Here is an 18,564-nt window from a genome sequence, read left to right on the forward strand (position 1 = left end):
GCCGCGTTTTACTAGGCGGCGGGGACCAGCTCCATCACGTCCACCTGGGACTCGAAACGGGGCTCCGGCATGACCAGCCGCCAGCGCCGATCGCCGATCCGCTCGAGATGGCCGGCGACGTCGCGCGTCGAATCCTGGCCATATTGCATCGCCCGCGTCTCGTCGCCGAGCACGAGCGTGCCAAGGAACACCTGGCGCACCGCATCGCCGGGGAAGATTAGACCCACGTAGCGTTGGGAGCCGGTCAGCTTGTCGAGCCGCTGCAGCTGGCGGTCGGCGCTGATCCGGCAGCGGAAGGCCGGATAAGCGACATAGTCGAGCATGCCTTGCGTTTTGGCGCCGAGCTTTATGACGCGGCAGCGATAATCGCCATTCGGGATCGCGGGCGAATTCAGCGCCGCATCGGGGTCGAGCAGCGCGCCTTCGCGGGCGATGTCCTGGGCGTGGCCGCTCTTCTTCGCGGCCGCGACCGCTTTGACGAAGGTCGAGCGCCAGCCGGCGAGCCGCTGGCGGTCAACGGGCGCGGCCACTTCGCGCCACGCGCTCGTCCAGCGCGGGATCAGCCCGGACGGCTGCTCGAGCACATTGCAGCCGGAGCAGACGAAGAGGGCGGAAAGCAGGAGGGGCATGCGCATCGCCGGTAAGCCTAAGCAGCGGTCCAGCCGCCGTCCATGCTGACGTTGGTGCCGGTGATCGAGGCAGCCTCGTCGCGGCACAGGAAGAGCGCCAGCGCCGCGACCTCCTCGGGCGTGACGAAGCGCTTGGTCGGCTGGCCCGCGAGGAGCACGTCGTTCATCACCTGCTCGCGCGTCATGTTCCGCGCCTTCATCGTGTCGGGGATCTGCTTTTCGACGAGCGGCGTCCAGACATAGCCCGGCGAAATGCAGTTCACGGTGATGCCGCTCGTCGCCACTTCGAGCGCGACCGTCTTGGTGAAGCCGGCAATCCCATGCTTGGCCGCGACATAAGCGCTCTTGAAGGGCGACGCGACGAGGCTGTGGGCGCTCGCGGTGTTGATGATCCGGCCCCACTTCTTCTGCTTCATCGCCGGCACGGCGAGGCGGGTCGTGTGGAACGCCGACGACAGGTTGATCGCCAGGATCGCGTCCCATTTCTCAGGCAGGAAATCCTCGACGGGCGACACGTGCTGGATGCCGGCATTGTTGACGAGGATGTCGGGGCCGCCGAGCTCGTCGGCGCAGCGGCGCATCATGCGCTCGATTTCGTCGGGTTTCGACATGTCGGCGCCGTCGTGGATCGCACCGAGCTCCGCGCACAATCGTTCGATCTCCGCAGGATCTCCGAAGCCGTTGATCATCAGCTTCGCGCCTTCGCCGGCGAGCGTTTTGGCGATCGCCAGTCCGATGCCGGACGTGGACCCGGTGACGAGCGCGACTTTGCCTTGAAGAGTCATGGCTGCTCCAATGACGGCGTAGGTCGGAAATGCAACCGCTCCGCCGCCTGCGCATTACGCAAGCGCAACAGGAGGCATGCGATGCGGCTAGGTGGCGGCGGCGACAAGGACTTTTTCGACATGACGGGCCGCAGCGGCGGCGGCGGATTCGGCGGCGGCGGCGGCAACATGCTCGGCTGCCTGCTGCCGCTGATCGCCAGCCGCTTCGGCATGGTCGGAGTCCTGATTTTGCTGCTCGGCTATTGCGCGCTTCAGTCGTTCGGCGGCGGCGGCGGCGGCGGGATCCTTCCCGGCGGCACCGGCTCGCAGCCGACCCAGTCGGGATCAGCCGGCCAGTCCCGGCTCGATCCGGAAACGGCGCGGTTCCTGCCCGCGGTGCTGTCGAACACGGACGCGGTGTGGACCGACCTGTTCCGCCGCAGCGGGCAGACCTACCGCGAACCGCAGATGGTCGCCTATACGTCGGGCACGCAGACCGGCTGCGGCTTCGGTCAGGCGGCGATGGGGCCGTTCTACTGCCCGAACGACAGCCGCATCTACCTCGACCCGACCTTCTTCAACGAGCTTCAGAACCGCTTCGGCGCGTCGGGCGATTTCGCCCGCGCTTATGTGATTGCGCACGAGGTCGGGCACCATGTCCAGAACCTCGAAGGCACGCTCGACCAGGCGCACAATTCGCAGGCGCGCGCCAGCAAGGCCGAAGGCAATGCGATTCAGGTCGGCGTCGAGCTCCAGGCCGATTGCTATGCCGGCGTATGGGCGGCGCGCGCCAAGGCGCCGGACGGCACGTCGGCGCTCGAGCCCGGCGACGTCGAAGAGGGCATGAGGGCGGCCGAAGCGATCGGCGACGATACGCTTCAGCGCCAGTCGCAGGGCCGCGTGGTGCCGGAGAGCTTCACGCACGGCACGTCGGCGCAGCGGATGGCCGCGCTCCGGACAGGGCTGCAGACCGGCGACCCCGCCGCCTGCAAGTTCAACCGCTAGACGCGCACCAGCATCTTGCCGGTGTTCTCGCCGGTGAAGAGCCCGAGGAAGGCGTCGGGCGCCTGCTCCAGGCCCTGCTTGACGGTGTGCTTCGGCTTGACCGCGCCGCTAGCGACCCAAGCGCCCATGTCGCGGTAGAATTCGCCGAGGCGGCTGACATAGTCGCCGTAGAGGAAGCCCTTGATGGTGATCCGCATGGCAATGGTGCGGATGATGTAGCGGAAGGCCGCGGGCTCGCTGCTGTTGTAGCCGTCGATCATGCCACACAAAGCGAAGCGGGCGTGCAGCCGGGCCCGGGCGAATGCGGCGTCGAGATGGTCGCCGCCGACATTGTCGAAATAGACGTCGACGCCGTCGGGCGCGGCATCCTTGAGCGACTTGATGATCGGTCCGGCGGTATAGTCTATGGCCTGGTCGGCGCCGAGCGAACGGACGAAGTCGCATTTTTCCTGCCCGCGCGCCGAGCCGATGACCGTCATGCCCTTCGCCTTGGCGATCTGCACGACGGCCGAGCCGACCGCGCCGGCGGCGGCGGACACGAACACGATGTCGCCTTCCTTCGCCGCGGCGGCATCGAGGAGGCCGAAGTAAGCGGTGGCGCCCGGCATGCCGAGAACGCCGAGGAATGTTTCCGGCGGTGCGCCGACGTCCGGGATCTTCTGGACGCCCTTGGTCGGGATCACCGCTTCGTCGCGCCAGCCGGCCATGTGAACGACGAGGTCGCCGGCTGCGAAGCCGTCCGCCTTGCTCTCAAGGACTTCGCCGACCGCGCCCCCTTCCATCGGCGCATCGATCTGGAACGGCGGGATGTAGGACTTGGACTCGTTCATGCGGCCGCGCATGTACGGGTCGACGGACAGGAAGCTGTTGCGGACGCGGATCATGCCGTCGGCAAGCTCCGGCAAAGCATAATCCTTGAGCTCGAAATTATCGGCCGTCGGCATGCCCTGCGGCCTGCTCTTGAGGTGCCACGCTCTTGCCATCCGCTGTCTCCTTCAGCTCGCTGCTAGGGGCGGAGCGCGGGCATGAAAAGGCCCGGCGGCGAAGGGGACGCGCCGCCGGGCCCGAGGGAGCCTCCTGGTCGAGGCTAAGCGTTACCGGTCGCGATCGCGGGTGCGGTCGCGGCCACGTTCACGGTCGTGGTCGTGGTCGCGGCCATGCTCGCGGCCGCGCTCGCCGTAAGTGCCGGAGAAGCTGCGTTCGAGGATGTGCGGCCCGTCGCCGCCACGGTCCTCGTGGCGCTCGAACAAGGCGCGGCCCCGTTCCTCGTCGCGCCACCGATTACGGGCGTCGCGCGCCGAACAGTCGAGGATCACGCGCTCGCCTTCGACGCGGTCGATGGTCGAGCAGCCGATCGAATGATGATGCCCGCCGGCGTCGCGGTCGGACTTGGTCAGGATGATGCGGTCGCCCGCGACCTTGTCCACGGTGCCGACATGCTCGCCGTCGCTGCCGACGACTTCCATATGCTCGCGGATGCGGCCGAGAAGCCCGCGCTTCTCCTCGCGCTTTCCGCGCCAGCCGGAAAAGTCGTTTTCGAAGCGCGACTGATGTTCACGGCGATAATCGTGATAGTCGCGATCGATCTCGCTCATGTGGCGCTCGCGCCAGTCGCGATAATTGGGATCGAAGTCGCGATCGTCCTTGCGCGAGCCGGCGAAGCTGGTGCGGCGATATTCGTCGCGGCTCCACGGCCCCTCCGACCGGTCGGATTCGCGGCGGAAATCGCCGAAGCCGCGTTCGCGGTCGCGATCACGGTCATTGCCGCGGTCGTGGCCGCCGAAGCTGCGCTGGCCGACGCCGCTGGCGGCGAAGAATTGGCGCGATTCGTGGTCGCTGCCGCGGCCATAGTCGCCGGCCATCGGGCGATATTCCCGCTCTTCGCGCGAGCGGCCCTGCTCGCGACCGCGACCATGCTCTTCCTGGCTACGGTAGCGGCGCTCATCGTCACGCTCGCCGCCGCCCCAGATGTTGCGGCGCCAGCTGCTGTTATAATCGCTTTCGCTCGATCCGCCGCGGCTGAACACGCCGCGGTTCTCGTTGAAGTTCCGGTCGGAACCGCGATGGCGATCGCTCATCTGCGAACGTTCGCGGTCGTAGCCGCGGTCGCGCCCATGCTCGCGTTCGCCGCGCCACATGCCGCGTTCTTCGCGATGATCGTCGCGGCCGTGCCGGTCGCGGTCGCTGCCGCCGCCGAACCAGGACGAAATCTCCTCGCCGGCCCGTTCGAAGAAGCCGCGTTCGTCGCGGTCATGGTGCGACCGGTGGGGGCGGTCGTGCCGGTCGCGGCCGCCGAACCATTCGCTTTCGGAACGCTCGTCGCGCCGGTCGCGCTCGTGCTCCCTGTCGTAGCGGTCGTAAGCCATCGGGGTGTCCTCCTTTTGCATGCGTCAGTCGGCCGGCGGCAGCCGGCTTGAATTGTCAGCAGGGAGAACGAAGGTCGGGCAGGCGACGTTCCTGCGCGAGCGCTTGGAACGGCCGTAGAATCGGCGGGCCGAATGTCCTGTGGGACAAGCGTTGCAAGGGGAAAAACAAGCGGCTAGGGGAGCCGCTCTTTCCGTGACCCGTCCCATCGGGTCCGAAGGCCGGCTGAAGGCGCGGGGCTGTAGCTCAGATGGGAGAGCGCTGCAATCGCACTGCAGAGGTCAGGGGTTCGATTCCCCTCAGCTCCACCAGCCGCCGGCGTTGTAAATCAATGACTTACCTTGTCAGGCGGCCAGCGGCTGGTCTTGCTGCGTATCGCCAGCGTATCGCAAGTGGACCTTCGTGCGCTTCGACAGCTCGTCGAAGAACGCATCGATCTCGGCGACTGCTTCCTGCAGATAATCGGGTGACAGGTGCTCGTAGTTGCGCGCCGTGGTCCCCTGGGGACTGTGGCCGGCAAGCTTTTGCCGTTGTTCGGAGGGAACCCCGCGTTCGGCCAACCAGGTTAGCATCGTGTGCCGAAGTGTTTTCGGTGTGGCTCCTTGAACGCCTGCGTCATCGCAGACGCTGTTCCAACTCGTCTTGATGCTTGAAGTGTCGCGCTCGAAGTGCGTCGGACCGCCGGGGATGCGGTTCTTCTCGGCGATCGGCACCTTGTATTTGATTAGTTTGCCCTGGATCCCCTCGACCCACGGCCGCACGGCCTTAGCGATTGGGACGATGGCGCGGCGCTTCCGCGCATGCACCTTGCCCGGCTGACGGGGATCGATCAGGTTCCGCTTAAGGTCGATGTTGGCGTCGGTGAGCTCCAATACGGCTTCCGGCCTACCGGCGGTTCCAAGCTCCAAGACAATGAAGCGGATGACATGCTCTCGTTCCGGCTTCCCCGCACACTGGTCCATAATGGCCGCGACCTCGTCGATCGAGAGGACACGATCCCGCGGAGGTGCCTTCTGGTGCGTGGGAACACTCGCGATGAAAGGCGGGTGATCGATGCGCTGGACCTTCCAAGCCCAGGACAGCGCGCCGCGGAGTGCAGCAAGGTCACGATCGATTGTGTGCCCACCGACGCCCGATGAAGCGCGCCAAGTGCGAAAGCGCGCTTGGAGGTCAGGCGTAAGCTCAGTGACCGTCGGCGCCTTAATGCGGCCGTGCCTGCGTTCTTCTTCAAAGAAGACAATCCACTGATCCACGGAATAGATATACCGATCGGGAGCAGCGAGGTTGGAAACATGGTGCTTGAGCCACTCGGCCATGAGCGCCTCCACCAGCGCTTCTTCCTTCGTCTGCTTCTTCGGTTGGGTGTATGCGATATGGTGAGCCGCGAGCGCGTCTAGAGCTTCTTGCGGCGGCGCATCAGGGCTGCCTCCTCGCGCAGAACTAGCGAGGCGCCTCGTGACGCCGCGTCCATTGGAATCACATTCGAGCCAGCAGATGTTCCAGGTGCCGCTGTCCGGCCGCTGCCAGAGCCAGAAGTCTCCAACCTGATGTCGTTGTCGTTGACGGTTACGGCGTCGCATGCGGCTCTCATCTCCTTTGCTTCCATTGCGCTGATCACGCCGTAGACCTCCTCCGACAGCAGAAGCCGCACATGCTCCGGCTCCAGGTGGAGCTTGCGGCCGGTGCGAGCGGCACTACGCAGTCGCTCCGTGAACCCAAAGATCGGGTGGGAGAGATTAGGCTTACTGGGCCTTTCGTGAGGGGTTGCCGGTGTCATCACGATTGTGTATACTCGCACAACCATGACAAATCAAGTGCGAGATACCATGCACTCACTAACAGGCGACTATCCTCTGCAGGGCACGCGGGCGCAGGTCATGCTCGAGACTGCTATGAAGGCTGCGCAGGCGGCAGGACGCTCCCAACGGGATGTAGCAAGCCAGCTCGGCTACAAATCATCCGTTGTGTTAAGCCACATGACTGTTGGGCGTGTGCCAATCCCGATTGATCGGGCGAAGGACATCGCCAAAGCACTCGATCTCGACCCAAACAACTTGTTGCTCGCGGTTCTGGAGCAGCGCTTCCCTGAAGTCGACTTCACGACGCTCTTCAACATCTCCTACTCGTCCGAGAAGACTGTGCGCCGGCTGGAGTCGATCGCCGGATGCTCGCTTGACGAGCTACCATCGGACACTCGCGCTGTCCTCGAAGAGGTAGTTGCTGCTCGCAACCCGCGTCGGCGCTGGCTCGCACCAGCCGAGCTGACGACGGTCGAGCTTGTCCGTGACCTCCGGCCGGACAGCGCTGTCAGCGGCCTCGCGGATGAAGATCGGCGTTCGATCGAGAAGGCCCTGCGCCGGTGATCGAGCAGCTGGCTTCCCCGATGTCTACCGTCTCTAGGAGGAGAGGCTTGGTGGAGTGGGCAATGACAAGCTCCACCCACTCGATCGATCTCGCGCCAAACCGGCACGACGCTATCACTCCGTTGATTTTGCAGCGTATGCTCGCCGGCTTCTGCCTCGGAATCGATCGGTATGTATTACAATGCAAGCATGTGCACTTGCGGAACTCGCATGATCGGCTCCGCCTGATCGCGTTCCCAGAGAAGCTGGACACGAACCCCCACCTGCATTGCTTCGCTGATCTGTCGGATGAATATCTTGGTGAGCGCCGGATGTTGCCGTGGGAGCGCAAGTTGGAGGACATCTGGCGCTCGGTTGCTGGGCAGTCTGCAAGCCTGGCCATTGATGCCAATCCTGACGACGGCAAGGCGTGGTATTCCACCAAGGAAGCCTACCGCCGAGACCATTATTACCTACACTCTTGGGACTTCCACCGCAGCGACAAGCTCGTGAAGCGTCCCTCCGCCGCCTGCTTGCAGCGGACGCCCGCGCGCCGAAAACCTCGGACGCACTAAATAGCCATCGGCATCGATGCGTCCCCGATCGTCGCGCGGACGCGGAGCCCCGGCACGAGTGAATCTTGTGATCACAAGATGCTCGCGACGAACTCCCGGTCCGTCAGGTCGGACGCTGCGGCGAAGAGCGGCGCGGTGATCCTGAACCGTGGAAGACTACAGGGAGTAGGTGCTCCTTCCATGAAGCAAGTGTCGTAAGAAGAATAGGCGAGCGCCGCAGCGAAGCGAAGGTGCCGCCTGGTAGCGGCCAGCGGCCGCTACCGACTGCGACAGAACCCAAGCGAAGCCAACTAGAAGCCGCCCGCTTCCATGAGAGCGCAGGGTTACGATGACCTCATCGTCAACAAACCACTGAGGTCTTATACCATGAGGTTATTCTTCTGCTCCACGGGTGTGGGGTGCTTTGAGTTCCTATTCACGAGCGACCATCAACGAGCGACGGAGCTCCTGGGCATCTACATCGTCCTGGCAAAGCTCAGTCCCTCCAAGCTTTGGCTCACGGAGCTCACTCTAGACACCGTGAGTCCCCCACACCGGCAGCACCTACGGGAAGCCCTATCCTGGGGTCTTGAGGGCTTCGCGTCTTACGAAGACGGTAAAGGCTGGGTCATTCGTCCTGTCCAAGATGAGTTCGATGAGCTGGTAGCCAATGCGAGCGCGGGGGTGTCGGCGTGATGCGCATCTTCCAGATGAGGGATCTCGGTGAGATCGAGGCGTTCGTCCTGGCTGTCGATTACGACCGAGCCTCGGCGATCTTCGAGGGTCACCTGCTTGCCCACGGTGGCGATCCTGATGCCGTCCTCTATCGTGAGGTGGAGCTGCAGCACCTGGAGGAGCCCGCGAACGACGCGGTTTACGACGCGCTGGAGCTTGACCGCGAGGGCGTGGTCACTTGCGACGCCAGTGGGCAGTGGGCGTTCGTTGGTCGTCTCTGCGATCACGGGAACGGCAAAGGGTAGCTCGGCACGGAGCGCTGGCAGCCATAGGGCGTGTCGGCGCTCCCGACTACCACTTGGTGCAGCCCGCAACATTCACTGACGAAAACGCGCTTTTCGCGAATAGCCAGTCACAGCGGGTGCGATTTTGTTGCAGTTTTCCGCCATTTCTGCCTGTAACATTTTTTCGCGCATGGTTGACGACAATAAGCGTTTCATGGCGGTTGTTCTTCGTTTGTGCTATAATCACTCCATGTCGCAAGCACCCCGAAAATCGATCACGAACGAGCAATGGGACGAAGCCGCAGCGTCGTATGAACTCGGCTACCGCAACGGCGCTCAGATCGCGCGAGATCTCGGCGTTTCGCCGGCTACCGTATGCCGCGAGTTCAGGCGCCGAGGTGCTCGCAAGGGCTGCCGAGTGGGCGAGGTCGTCGCGGAGCTCGTCGCTAAGCTCGATGCCGAAGCGGCGGATCGGCAAGCGGCAGCCGAAGCGAAAGCCGCTTCCATTAGCGCCTTAATGGGTGAGCTGATCGATACAGTATTTGCCGCCAATGAGGCTGCTGATCTGACGCTGGCCAATCCCGACATCAGGAGGATCGAGAGGGCCCTACGCCAGTTGACCAACCCATTAGTTTAGAAGCCGAGCAAAGCTATGCGCCTCTGCATCGGTGCTTTTGATGAGTTCGTAAGTCATGCCTGACGCAACGGCCATCTGCTCAGCGAATTCCCGTTTCGCTTGCACCAGGGGCGTATCCACCTGATAGTCGGCTTTGACCTCGACGATGACCATTTTTCCATCGTCCTTCTCAAAAAGGAAGTCTGGATAGTAGGTCCGCACGGTCTTCGAGTCAGGGTCGATATATTGGATAAAAAAGTCTGACTGGCCATGGGTGAGCATGCCAGTGAAATAGAGCTTTCGGACCTTGGCCTCGCGGATGAGGTCCCAGAATAGGGTCTGCTCCGGCTTGGAATCGAAGCAATAGGTCTCCAAGTGGAAGCTTTTGTGAGCGAGGGGCTGTGCAGCGGCATCCGTCTGCCGCACCACCTTATCCTTGGCGGCCGTGACTCGATAAAATCCTTCCGCAGGAATCTTGACGAGTTCGACCTCGTGTTCCTCAGCCTCTTCGGTGGGATTCAGACTGTAGAGATGCCCGAAAAGCCTTGGGATGATTAGGTCGTATAGCAATTCGTTATAGGCATTCACCGCGTCAACCGTGGCCGCGAGACCTTGCTTCGATGAAGCCAAAAGCGACTCCATCTCCAGTGGACTGCGGTTGAGATAACGCGCAACCTCGGAAGCGATCATCAGAGGCGAGTAGGTCAACTTCGCTCTTTTCGATGTTAGGTCGGTAACCCGATCAGTGGCCTTGGCCGGCCCTAATTCGGTCCGCTGAATTGCAAGCAGCCGGTAGCGATCGGTCAGATCCGCCCAGGCAGCCTTGTCAGCCATGTTGAATCCAAGATCCGCTTCTTCAACAACAGCCTTTTCCTCCAGATGAAAGCTGCGACGAACGCGCTTGATCTTGATTTTGACCGGATCGTTGACGCGGATCTGAATGGTCTCGGTGTCTTTCCCAGCGCTCTTCAGATCCTCAACCGTCATGCGGAAGTTCTGCTCGAGCTCATTGTCGAGGACCGCGAGATTGGCTTCAGAGAGATAGATGTGCCCGGTGTGCTGAGCATCACCGATTGCGCGCAGACAGCGCATCGAAGCTTGGAGGACGAAGACTTTGGAAGTGGGCTGCCGATAGAGCGCCACGCCAAAGAGCGAGCGGCAGTTCCACCCCTCTCGCCCTTTGTTAACGAGAATGACGAACTGCTTATCGCATTCGGGATAGTCGAGCCTTCGGAAGGCTCGCTCGTCGTCGTTCGTGGTGTAGTTTGCGTCGCCCACATTCACGAGGATGCGGGTGGTCGGGATCCCTCGATCGATCAGTGCCTTTTCGACTGCCGGCTTCAGTTCGTTCACAGCCTCGTCAATGGTAGCGGCGAAGAAAGCCATTTTGGGGCTCAGACCCTCCGGCTGCAGCCCGTCAGTCTTGTCGCAAAAATCGTCCACCGCGATCTTTACGAATTCGGCCGAGCGCGCGTTCGTGTAACCCTGGAGATCGACCTTCTTGAGGTATTGATTGCTGATCGCCTCCTTTAGGCCATAGGCGTAGACGACCTCCGGCAAGACCACTCGGCCGACATACGGTGTGCCGGTGTAGTTGAAGCAGGCCACCACCTGGGTGCCCGCCGATTTCAGTTTGGCGGCGAGCTTGTCGATAGTAGTGCGAAGGCTCGTGTCCGTAGGCTTGGCGCCAATACCCATGTCCTTGGCCAGGTCCTTGCCGAAAGCGTGGTGCGCTTCATCGACATAGATGCCCAGCTGTTCAAGGCGAGTCAGCTTCTCGAAGCGCTGGTTGGTAGTTAGCTCCGCTTCATCCTCCGGCTGATCAAAGCCGTAAAGATCGGCGGCTTCACCATAGACGCTGCCTGCGTCCTTGAAGACCTCGGGCGTGGCCCGAAACAGCGTGTCAATCGCGGTATCTTGCTTGTGCCTCTTCTTGAGGATGATCTTCTGCACATTGGACACAATGACATTGAAGCGTGACTGGTCGAGAGTATCCAGTGAGGTTCCCGCCTCCTCAAGGTAATGGAAACGGATGTGCGTCGTGAGGAAGTTCACATACTCGGGCGGGACGACGCGTTCGAGAGGGAAAGACTCCAGCTCTCGTAGGGATTGAAGGACGGTCTTGTCCGGCGAGCAAACAAGCGCGTTGTGGCAGTATTTTTGGTCCTTTGGCCATTTGTTGGCAAGAATGAATTCGTAGAATATGCAGGTCGCCATGAGGATGGTTTTGCCGGTCCCCATGGTCAGCGCGAAAATGTAGTTCGGGTAGGTGCGCCGGTTGCGCTTCATCATCTCGAACACGAGTTTGTATTGTTCGCGCGTTACTTCTTCGAAGAGGGACACCTGTCCTTGCGTGTTGCCGACGCCGCCTTCCGCTCGGTCGGCGAACTTTCCTGCACGGTCGAACCAATCTTTGAAGATTTGCTCGACGCGAGAGTTGTCGAGAAATTCCTTCAGAAAGACATAGATCTCAAGCGCCTCGAACTGTGGAGTGCGAAGAAACGCTTTCGGGTTGTGATCCGGGTCATTGAAGTCGAGGAACTTCTTAGTGAGATCGCGATAGTCACGGCGGATCGCACGGCGGTTCTGGCGGTAAAAAGTCCAGAGAAAGTTGAAAAAAGCAAATTCCCCGAGCACCGCCTGCTGCGTGTTGGCCTTGCTTGCCTTAGCCATCGATCTCGCCCTCCCAGCTTTCGGAGAGCAGGTCGGTAATCTTCACGCGGATGGTGCCCGCGTCAGCCGGGACTTGGTAGCGGCCCAAAACGAGATCATTCTCGTCCGGCACATCAACAACGGCCGGCTGCAGCACAGCACCGTCGTAATTCCAGTCAACCATTATACTGTCTACGAGCTCACGCCATTCGCCAACCTGCTCCTGCTGGATGGATAGTTTTTGGAGAAGGTTCATCGGGTAGAACTGCTCGACGATCAGCTCGCCGTTTACGATTGCAAGCTTCGCTTCGGAATCTCGTTTGAACTCGAGCTGGGACCGATCACGGAGGATGTCCACCACCTCCACATCGATCCTAAATGGTTTAGCTTGAAGTTCTAATTCAGCTTTCAAGTCTGGCTCATGCCCCATGCAAACGAGCAAGATCTTTTCGACGGGCTGGTTCGGTCGCTCATCCTGCCGGCGTTGAAAGACGCGCTGGTCGAAACCAGAAATGAGGTCGCCCAAGTCAGCCTTGGTTGCGATACGGTTGACCGGCATGATTTTGACCATGCGGCCGTCCTTCTCCCCATCGTAAAGTGCGTTCGAAATGGGTTGCACCTCAAGAGCCTCAATCAGTAGGCTTCTGGCCTCCACGGGGTTTCGGAACAGATCATAATTATTCACAGAATACAGCTCGAACCCGGCACCACGGAAATCCTCGTCGCCTTCGCGAACCTCCGGCAGGTTACTCAATCGTTTTGAGGTGAGATTGATAGCGCCCAAATTGATATCTGCACCTATGAACCTTCTTCCGAGCTTCTGCGCTGCAGCCTGCGTTGTTCCAGAGCCGCAAAAGAAGTCCGCCACAATGCTGTCTTGCTTAGACGAGGCCAGTATCATCCTCTCAATGAGTTTTTCCGGCTTTTGGGTGGGATATCCAAGCCGCTCGGGGTCGCGAGAACCCAGGAGTTGGATGTCCCACACCGAACCGCAAGGTTGTCCAAGCGGATTCAGGTAGGTTCTTCCACCACCGGACTGCGCTTTGTAGCGCCGGCCCTCCTCATCGACGCGATTATACTGTGCTTCGCTGTCAGGCGTGTGCGGAACCCTTACGGCATCGCCGTTGAAGAAGTGCTCCGATGATTTCCGCGCAAAGAATATGTTATTGTGCTTACGGGCAAACCATTCAGAAGCCATCGTGCGGCTGTTGAAGGACCAGATGATCTCATTGATGACATTGGAGGGGCCGAAAACTTCATCAAGAATAAGCCGCAAATGCGCACTCGTCCTCCAGTCACAATGTAGATAAAAACTACCTTCTGGCGAAAGCAGCTCTCTGATGAGAACAATCCTCTCAAACATGAACTGAAGGTATTCGTCGTTATTCCAGATATCAGTATACTGCTTTTCTTCAAAGTTTGACCGGGATGTCGAAGAAGTTCTTCCCCTTACGGAAATAGTTTGAAGATAATCAGCCTTACTGTCGAAAGGAGGGTCTATGTATATTAGATCTATCTTTCCGCGAAACTCCTTAAGCAAGTGGCTCATCACTTGCAGATTATCTCCCCAGTATATTTTGTTGCGCCAACCATTAACTTCTTCTCCGTGAACTTCTTTAAGTTGAGCGGGATAGAAGTGCGTAGAGCTAAACGGACGCTTCCCGCGCCAGTGGAGCATTGGGTAGCCCTTGATGGGCTCAAACTTGTATCCTTCGACTGATCCTCGGCCGACATGTTCAAGCTGTAAGCTGTCCTGACTCTCGTCCACTCGCAATCACCCCTCCAAAAACTTCCAATTCTTCATGTCGCAATAGAACCGAGCGTCGCAGTCCTCGCACCTCTTCCCCGGCCGCGATTTCATCCGGTAATCCCGAGCCTCAATTCGCCCGACAATTCGGTCGAAGTCCGCGATGGTCCGGTCGATCGCCTTGCTGTCCTTGTCCCAGCTGATGAACGGGTTACCGCTCTCTTCGCCGGTATAGTAGAGGTGGGTGCGACTGACTGTCTGGCCTGTCCGTTCCTCCACCAGGTGCGCATAGACCTCTAGCTGTTTTCGATATTGCTGAAGTCGTTCTCGGTCGCGCACGAGGTCCGGCTTCTTTTCGGCCTTAAAGTCGATAAGCTCGACCGTATCCCCTTCACCTCGGATCAGGTCTACCGATCCGCTGAGGATGTATGTGTCCTTGACCATGGAGATATCGACCTCGGCTTCTTTGAGCCGATCAAAATGCCGCCTTTCCCGTTTCACATAGCGCTCGACATGGCGTAGCGCGGCGTCCTTCGCGAGCTGGTTCAGATACTGGCGCTCACGCCGAGACAGGTAATGGTAATTCGTCTCGAACCATTCCTGCACCTGGTTGCTGGTGACAATGTGTTCCTCGCCGCGGAGAACGGCCTTGTGAACATCCTCGATCGTCTGGTGGACGAGCGTGCCGAACAGCTGCGCGCTGGCACGAACCGGCGTGAATTCGAGCTCGCGAAAAAACCGATATTGTTCCGCGCAGGTTTCGAACAGCGCAATATGGGAAGTGAAGCTGTATTGCCGCTTGAGGAGGATCTCCTTCACCGGCTCGAAGTCGATCCGCTCCGGGTGGAAGGTAGGGTCGCGCCAGCTGGGCAATGCGGTCCAGATGGGAGCGAAATACTTCGAGGGTGACCGTCCGTGTCCATCCCTCTCTTCGGTGGCCAGAACAAGTAGGTTCTGGGCTCGCGAGAACGCGGTATAAAAGAGGCGACGGAAGTCGAAGTTCTTTATCCGGTCAAGCGGCTCGAACGGTGGCTTTGCAAGGTATGGCTCCATCGCGACATCGATGTCCGTCCATTGCTTGCGCGGAACCGCCTCGAGTGAACCGCAAACCACGACCGGGAATTCGAGGCCCTTGGACTGATGGATCGTGAGGAACGAGACACATCCGCTCGGCGCGTATTCACTATCGTCCTCATACTCATCAATGCCGCCGTCGTAGAGGAACCGGAGGAATTGATTGAAGAGGTTGAGGAGGTCGCGCTCGATGTAGTCGGGGTTCAAAACGGTGATGAAGTGGAGGTATTCAAACTTCGTCAGTAGCTGGGAGAGTAGCGCCAGGTTCCGAGAGGCGCGACCCTTGTCCACGCCGTTCATGACTTCTTCGTCAAGAAAGCGGCTGAAGAGTGGGAATTGGAGTAACTGATAGAAGAGCCCGGTGAAGCCGTAGTCGGCCGGTTCGGTCAACCCGATGTGGCGCTTGGCGGCGCGACGAACAAACGCCAAGAGACCCGCATTTTCAGGTTTCCGCAGCTCGTTGGCAAAAGCTTGGAAGCACTGATGATCGTAATAGTCCCAGATCTGCAGCTCCATGCCTTCGCGAGTTTGGCGGATGTCCGGAAACTGGGGGAAGAGGAACACGAGCGCCCCGATCATAAGGCACACCTCCTCCCGCTCGAAAAAGAGATTTGAGCGCGGCGAATAGACAGGGATGCCACTCGCTTCGAGATGACGCGCAAGGCTGAGAACCCTCTCGTTCTTTACGGACCGAAAGAGGAAGGCGACTTGGTTCCAGTCGGTGAGCCCATTGTCCCGAAGCGCATGGAGGAAGGCTACTACCTCGTCATGAAAGTCGCGTTCGTCACCCTGACTGAGCTTCAGGACCGATCGCGTTTCGGGGAACTGCCCGTCCCGCGCCATGATCGTTTTGTCGAAACGGAAGGACTTACCTCGATGCTTCCAGTCTTCCTCGGCGATCCATCGATTGTAGAAATCGATGATCTCTGGCGTGGAGCGATAGTTGATTGTTAGTCGCGCTTGCTTGCACCGGCCGGGGCCAAAGGGATTTGGGAACTCAAGGATGTTGCGGATCGTCGCGCCGCGAAAGCGATAGAGTCCCTGATCGTCGTCACCGACCACACAGATGTTTTCGTCATCCGCTGCCAGCAGTAGGAGCAGCCGCTCCTGGATCGTGTTCGTGTCCTGATACTCATCCACCATCAGGTGCGTCAGGCGCTCTCGAACTTGCGCGAGAACCTCAGGATTGTCCTCCAAAAGCCGTAAGGCTTCAGCCTGGATGCCCGAGAAATCGAGCGCGTTGTGCTCAAGCATTAGGTCCTGGTAGACTTCCGCCGCTTGAGCGAGGGCCACGATTGCCGGCTCTTTGGCGCTCCGTAGAGCAGACACATCGAGCGCTTCCTCAGCTACCTTATTCAGCCACTTCATCAGCTGGGTGGCCCGGTTCCACCGGCCGGATTGCTCGTTGCCGATGACGAATTCGATGTCTGGGATCCGGTCGAACTTGTTGAGCCGCTGATACAGAAAATACTGCTGGTCGAATTGATCGAAGAGCGAGAAGTTACGCTTGAGGCGGGTGAACTCCCGGTGGTCCTTCAACAACCGCAGACAGATTGAATGGAATGTGCCGATATACATCTCATTGATGTTGAATGAGATGCTGAGCTCAAGAAGCCGGTTAGAGACGCGGGTGATTAGCTCGCGGGCAGCCTTTTCGGTGAAAGTTACGACGAGCAGCTGCTCCGGTTTCTTATTCTCGTGCTGGATGAGGCGAACGATCCGTTCAACGAGCGTGAAGGTCTTACCGGATCCCGGACCAGCAATGATTAGAACCGGCCCTTCGGTCGCTTCGATAGCCGATTGCTGATTTGGATTCGCCGCCGCCATGCGAGCAACCATAGATAGCCACTCGCCACCGAGCCAACCCACATTGCAGCGTCGCGAGCGGGGAATTTCGGAACGGACGCAGAAGCTTGTGCAGATCTAGCTTACCAAAAGTAGCTGGTGCGAAACCGGTAAGCCTGAACGGGGCAAGCTTCCGGAGGTCCTAGAGCTGAATCAGTCACCGCACCCGGATGGCGCCAATCAGGCGGGACGGAATTCGCTTGTGCCATCCACTTCCTAGAACTCGATCACTGCTGCTTGCCAAATCTAGTCTGCTCTGCGTCCGACGGAGATGAAAGGCAGTGCCCTCCATAGTCATATACCCACGCTTCGAGTGGGTTCGCCCCATGGTCGAGGAAAGAGACAGTCGCAAATCCGCCGTTGGACATCGGCGAAAGCAATGCTGGAGCTTGGACAAGCTCTTCAAGCGGCAAAGGGGAACGCAATCGAAAGAATGTCTCGTCGGGGAGCCTTCGGCAACTGAGAACATGCCACTCGTCCTCTTGTCGCACGCGGTCAACGACGATCGGTGTCCAATCATCAGTTTTCCACGCGGGCGGGGGCCTTGTCCCTCGATCTGCCGGCTGGCGCTTAGCTACTCGACCAACCGAAAGCGGGGTGTTGTCAGTGCAAGGATGTTTCGGCCACGGAGGGCCAAGATCATCGAAGTATACGCGGCCGCCGTATGGGGATTGGTAAAAGAACACCGATGCTCCGCAAACAGGGCACGCCGTATTCGGAACCGTGAAACTCTTATAAGTCCACCGAACGGACCACGACCGGACCCGGGCTGGTGGTGCCGAGCGCGAGTTATGGTTCCCCCAGCCGCCGATGCACCAGCCGCATGTGCAATTGGAATAATGATTGTGGCCGGTCACGAATGTGACAATTCGTGCGCGAATCTAGACCGAACCTGACCTCTGCCGAGTAGCTTGCTGAAACGGCGAAAATCGCGGTGTTCGCGCTGCCAGCGACCCGCGACCACGGACGGGTGGACTCCCGCTTCCTCAGCGACGTCCATGACTGCCGCTATCGAGGCGAACTCGTCCAATCCAGCCTTGTCCCAGGTTTCAGTTGGAATGAGCGCAACACTTGCAAGCCTGTCAGCTTCCTCTTCGAGATCAGACGCGCCGTGGACATCCAAGTCGTCGATGATGATGTCATGACCGTTCAAATGTTTCTCGACATGCGCGAGCTCGTGCATGAGAGTGAACCAGAAGTTGTCGATGCGGTCATGTCTAAGAGTAAGGCCGACGACGGGCACATTGTCATGGCGTTTCAGGGCAGCACCATCGAGATGCGTTCCTTGAAAGTGAGGCATCACCACGAAACAAATTCCTAGCTCCGCGAGAGCGGGCTGCACCTGATCGATACCGTCAGCGTGGGCGCTTAATTGTGCAATTGAACGCGCGACATTCAAGGTGATCTTTTTCCGCTTAGCAACCTTCTGCGCCTTCGATTTGAGCAAGACTGCCGCGCACCACGCTTGAAGTGCGGCTGCATCGAACTTCGCAGTGCGCTCAGTCCTTGTCTTCCGAAGCATCGCATGTGCCGGCGTTCCGCAGAAGGCTCGACCGAGGAACGCCCCAAAATCCTCGGACGGATTCATGAGTGAGCATCGCATCAAGGATCGGACGACGGCTGGGGTCGGCTGCAAGCGCTGTCCCTCGCTATGCTCTTCTTCTTGAATGAGCACGCTAGCGGGAATGCCCAAGTGAGTGTGTAGCGCCCGAACCATGTCCATGGACAATGACCTAGCGCCTGACAGAACTTCCGACACACGGGACCGAGAGCCGAGCAAAGGCTCCAGATCACGAGGGGTCAGACCTTGTTGTTCCATTCGGAAGCGGATCGCAGCCACAGGCGTAGGTGCGGCTACCGGAAACGCCTTGCTCTCATACTGGCCGACCAAGGCGGCGAGCACCTCGAGTTCGTCGCCTTCCGGCGTCCCTTCCTTTGCATCAATCAGCTCCTCGATGCGCTCAACTGCAGCTTCGTAGTCGCCTTCGGTCCTGATCGGCCTGATCATCGTCT

Annotated in this window: 14 protein-coding genes and 1 tRNA gene; 6 read left to right on the forward strand and 9 right to left on the reverse strand. The window is 59.8% G+C overall.

The genetic code is table 11. The annotated features are described in order from the left end of the window. Window positions 1-11 precede the first annotated feature (11 nt). Window positions 12-635, reverse strand: a complete 624-nt coding sequence (locus tag VIL42_07645) for a DUF4893 domain-containing protein (GenBank protein ID HEY8592723.1) — start codon at window positions 633-635, stop codon at window positions 12-14. An 11-nt stretch (window positions 636-646) separates the two neighbouring features. Beyond that, window positions 647-1,414 carry a 3-hydroxybutyrate dehydrogenase gene (locus tag VIL42_07650; protein ID HEY8592724.1) on the reverse strand — a complete coding sequence of 256 codons (768 nt, stop codon included), beginning with the start codon at window positions 1,412-1,414 and terminating at the stop codon, window positions 647-649. Between the two features lie 81 nt (window positions 1,415-1,495). On the opposite strand from VIL42_07650, the gene VIL42_07655 reads away from it, so the two are divergent. Continuing rightward, window positions 1,496-2,398 (forward strand): neutral zinc metallopeptidase, encoded by a 903-nt coding sequence (locus VIL42_07655; protein HEY8592725.1) that lies wholly within the window; start codon window positions 1,496-1,498, stop codon window positions 2,396-2,398. Here VIL42_07655 and VIL42_07660 read toward each other — a convergent pair. Further along, window positions 2,395-3,381: an NADP-dependent oxidoreductase gene (locus VIL42_07660; GenBank protein ID HEY8592726.1), complete on the reverse strand. Its 987-nt coding sequence runs from the start codon at window positions 3,379-3,381 to the stop codon at window positions 2,395-2,397. The two genes, VIL42_07655 and VIL42_07660, sit on opposite strands and share 4 nt — an antisense overlap. Window positions 3,382-3,492: 111 nt before the next feature. Then, on the reverse strand, window positions 3,493-4,764 hold the full coding sequence (locus VIL42_07665) for a DUF2171 domain-containing protein (protein ID HEY8592727.1): 1,272 nt from the start codon (window positions 4,762-4,764) through the stop codon (window positions 3,493-3,495). Window positions 4,765-4,997: 233 nt separating this feature from the next. Here VIL42_07665 and VIL42_07670 point away from each other — a divergent pair. Beyond that, a tRNA-Ala gene (locus tag VIL42_07670) sits at window positions 4,998-5,073 on the forward strand. 33 nt (window positions 5,074-5,106) lie between these two features. On the opposite strand, the gene VIL42_07675 is transcribed toward VIL42_07670, so the two are convergent. Further along, window positions 5,107-6,342 carry a site-specific integrase gene (locus VIL42_07675; GenBank protein HEY8592728.1) on the reverse strand — a complete coding sequence of 412 codons (1,236 nt, stop codon included), beginning with the start codon at window positions 6,340-6,342 and terminating at the stop codon, window positions 5,107-5,109. Window positions 6,343-6,639: 297 nt separating this feature from the next. Here VIL42_07675 and VIL42_07680 point away from each other — a divergent pair, with 297 nt between their 5' ends. From VIL42_07680 to VIL42_07695, 4 genes are all read left to right on the forward strand, one after another. Further along, entirely contained in the window at window positions 6,640-7,125 is a 486-nt protein-coding gene (locus tag VIL42_07680) for a helix-turn-helix domain-containing protein (protein ID HEY8592729.1), read from the forward strand. 47 nt (window positions 7,126-7,172) lie between these two features. Then, window positions 7,173-7,679: a hypothetical protein gene (locus tag VIL42_07685; GenBank protein ID HEY8592730.1), complete on the forward strand. Its 507-nt coding sequence runs from the start codon at window positions 7,173-7,175 to the stop codon at window positions 7,677-7,679. 689 nt (window positions 7,680-8,368) lie between these two features. Continuing rightward, the gene (locus VIL42_07690; GenBank protein ID HEY8592731.1) at window positions 8,369-8,638 is read left to right on the forward strand and encodes a hypothetical protein; all 270 of its coding nucleotides are present in this window, start codon (window positions 8,369-8,371) and stop codon (window positions 8,636-8,638) included. A 124-nt stretch (window positions 8,639-8,762) separates the two neighbouring features. Continuing rightward, entirely contained in the window at window positions 8,763-9,254 is a 492-nt protein-coding gene (locus tag VIL42_07695) for a hypothetical protein (protein ID HEY8592732.1), read from the forward strand. On the opposite strand, the gene VIL42_07700 is transcribed toward VIL42_07695, so the two are convergent. The 4 genes from VIL42_07700 to VIL42_07715 all read right to left on the reverse strand — a co-directional run bounded on the left by VIL42_07700 (window position 9,246) and on the right by VIL42_07715 (window position 18,559). Continuing rightward, the gene (locus tag VIL42_07700) at window positions 9,246-11,906 is read right to left on the reverse strand and encodes a type III restriction endonuclease (protein ID HEY8592733.1); all 2,661 of its coding nucleotides are present in this window, start codon (window positions 11,904-11,906) and stop codon (window positions 9,246-9,248) included. The genes VIL42_07695 and VIL42_07700 overlap by 9 nt on opposite strands. Continuing rightward, complete coding sequence (locus VIL42_07705) at window positions 11,899-13,653, reverse strand: DNA methyltransferase (GenBank protein HEY8592734.1); 1,755 nt, start codon at window positions 13,651-13,653, stop codon at window positions 11,899-11,901. The genes VIL42_07700 and VIL42_07705 overlap by 8 nt, the downstream gene beginning before the upstream one ends. Window positions 13,654-13,659: 6 nt before the next feature. After that, window positions 13,660-16,533, reverse strand: a complete 2,874-nt coding sequence (locus tag VIL42_07710) for an ATP-dependent DNA helicase (GenBank protein ID HEY8592735.1) — start codon at window positions 16,531-16,533, stop codon at window positions 13,660-13,662. Between the two features lie 871 nt (window positions 16,534-17,404). Next, complete coding sequence (locus VIL42_07715) at window positions 17,405-18,559, reverse strand: ImmA/IrrE family metallo-endopeptidase (GenBank protein ID HEY8592736.1); 1,155 nt, start codon at window positions 18,557-18,559, stop codon at window positions 17,405-17,407. Window positions 18,560-18,564 lie beyond the last annotated feature (5 nt).

The organism is Sphingomicrobium sp. (assembly GCA_036563485.1).
In the GTDB taxonomy this organism is placed as follows: Bacteria; Pseudomonadota; Alphaproteobacteria; order Sphingomonadales; family Sphingomonadaceae; genus Sphingomicrobium.

What these genes read in the sequence shown, in the direction of transcription:
- VIL42_07715 (HEY8592736.1), bottom strand. Translation starts at nt 18,559, where the DNA reads ATGATCAGGCCGATCAGGACCGAAGGCGACTACGAAGCTGCAGTTGAG.
- VIL42_07650 (HEY8592724.1), bottom strand. Translation starts at nt 1,414, where the DNA reads ATGACTCTTCAAGGCAAAGTCGCGCTCGTCACCGGGTCCACGTCCGGC.
- VIL42_07690 (HEY8592731.1), top strand. Translation starts at nt 8,369, where the DNA reads ATGAGGGATCTCGGTGAGATCGAGGCGTTCGTCCTGGCTGTCGATTAC.
- VIL42_07655 (HEY8592725.1), top strand. Translation starts at nt 1,496, where the DNA reads ATGCGGCTAGGTGGCGGCGGCGACAAGGACTTTTTCGACATGACGGGC.
- VIL42_07700 (HEY8592733.1), bottom strand. Translation starts at nt 11,906, where the DNA reads ATGGCTAAGGCAAGCAAGGCCAACACGCAGCAGGCGGTGCTCGGGGAA.
- VIL42_07660 (HEY8592726.1), bottom strand. Translation starts at nt 3,381, where the DNA reads ATGGCAAGAGCGTGGCACCTCAAGAGCAGGCCGCAGGGCATGCCGACG.
- VIL42_07665 (HEY8592727.1), bottom strand. Translation starts at nt 4,764, where the DNA reads ATGGCTTACGACCGCTACGACAGGGAGCACGAGCGCGACCGGCGCGAC.
- VIL42_07710 (HEY8592735.1), bottom strand. Translation starts at nt 16,533, where the DNA reads ATGGCGGCGGCGAATCCAAATCAGCAATCGGCTATCGAAGCGACCGAA.
- VIL42_07680 (HEY8592729.1), top strand. Translation starts at nt 6,640, where the DNA reads ATGCTCGAGACTGCTATGAAGGCTGCGCAGGCGGCAGGACGCTCCCAA.
- VIL42_07675 (HEY8592728.1), bottom strand. Translation starts at nt 6,342, where the DNA reads ATGCGACGCCGTAACCGTCAACGACAACGACATCAGGTTGGAGACTTC.
- VIL42_07645 (HEY8592723.1), bottom strand. Translation starts at nt 635, where the DNA reads ATGCGCATGCCCCTCCTGCTTTCCGCCCTCTTCGTCTGCTCCGGCTGC.